This window comes from Deinococcus pimensis DSM 21231, from assembly GCF_000519345.1.
Lineage (GTDB): Bacteria > Deinococcota > Deinococci > Deinococcales > Deinococcaceae > Deinococcus_A > Deinococcus_A pimensis.
This window is the reverse complement of sequence record NZ_KI912643.1, coordinates 37,389-38,613: the sequence shown is the minus strand read 5'-3', so window position 1 is coordinate 38,613 and position 1,225 is coordinate 37,389. Positions and strand designations below refer to the sequence as shown.

Below are 1,225 nucleotides of genomic sequence, written 5' to 3'. Positions count from 1 at the left end.
AGGGGACCCCTCACGGCGCGCCGGGGCCTCCGCCTCGTGGACGGAGACCCCGGCGTGGACGCGGGTTACTTCAGGTAGGCCTGGTAGGGCGCGAGCTGCTGCGCGGTGGGGCGGCTGGTGACGCTGGGGCGGCCCTGGCCGTTCCAGGTGACGAGCAGCGTGGCGTCGGGCTTGGCGCTCGCGAGGCGGGTGCCGCCGAAGCTGTAGCGGTAGTTGCCGTACATCACGGCGCGGTTGTTCTCGTAGTCCACGACGACGCGGTCGGCGTTCATGGCGGGCGTGGCGCTCCTGACGCCGCCGACGGCCACGCCGATCTTCTTCGTGGCGTCGATGGTCATGCTCTGGGCGGTGAGGCCCTTCACGTTCTCGTCGTCGTACTTGAGGTTGCCGGTGGCGGTGAGGTTGCCGCTCCTGACGCGGTAGTCGAGCTTGTCCCCCGTGAGGGTGCCCCCGTCCTTCGTGACGAGCTTGGCGGTGGTGGCGGCGAGGTAGTCGCCTTCCTTGAACTCGATGAACTTCGCGTCGACGGTGACGCCCTGCTTCGCGTCGGTGGCGACGCCGCCCTTGGGGAGGGTGGTGACGCCCGTGGCGAGGTTGACCTTCTGGTCGCCGTACGGCTTGATCGCGAAGCCCGCGAAGTTCGCGGCGCTCGCGACGCCGAGCAGGACGAGGGTGGGCAGGAGAACTCTTTTCATGAGACCGAGTCTAGCCAAAAGGCCCTGAGATGCGTGAAATCGGGGGTCAGCCGGGCGTCAGGCACTCATGCTTCTCATGAGATTTTGGGAAGACGCCAGGGTGAGTTGGTTTACACTGCTCGCCAGTGAAGCGTCTCACCGCCCTCCTCGGTCTCCTCGCCGCCGCCGGTCTCACCGACGCCGCGCCCCGCGTCGGCCTGAATCCGGACTCCACCCGGCTCGTCTTCGACCTGCCCGGCGTCACGACCGCCCGGCTCACCAGTTCCGGCACGACCGTCACGGTCAGCGTGGGCGCCGCCGTGAAGGCCGACGCCGGCACCGTCAGGTCGGACGACGTCCGCGCCTACCGCGTCACCCCTGTCACGAAGGGCAGCACCGTCACCCTCGACGTCACGAGGGGACGGACCGCGCGCGCCTTCGTCCTGCCCGCCGACGGCGACAAGCCCGCCCGCCTCGTCGTGGACGTCGGCGTGAACGTCGCCGAGGGCGCGGCCGCCGACGTCTCGAAGGTCGCGGCGGTCGTCTCGGGC

Annotated in this window: 1 protein-coding gene and 1 pseudogene; one reads left to right on the top strand and one right to left on the bottom strand. The window is 69.8% G+C overall.

Going from position 1 to position 1,225, the window contains the following annotated elements; all coding sequences use genetic code 11:
• Positions 1–65: 65 nt before the first annotated feature.
• On the bottom strand, positions 66–695 hold the full coding sequence (locus tag DEIPI_RS30625; protein WP_052351713.1) for a hypothetical protein: 630 nt from the start codon (positions 693–695) through the stop codon (positions 66–68).
• A 125-nt stretch (positions 696–820) separates the two neighbouring features.
• On the opposite strand from DEIPI_RS30625, the pseudogene DEIPI_RS39635 reads away from it, so the two are divergent.
• A pseudogene (locus DEIPI_RS39635) lies at positions 821–1,225 on the top strand (hypothetical protein); the annotation flags it as partial.

Coding starts and splice junctions, on each gene's coding strand:
- DEIPI_RS30625 (WP_052351713.1), bottom strand. CDS start 695: ATGAAAAGAGTTCTCCTGCCCACCCTCGTCCTGCTCGGCGTCGCGAGC.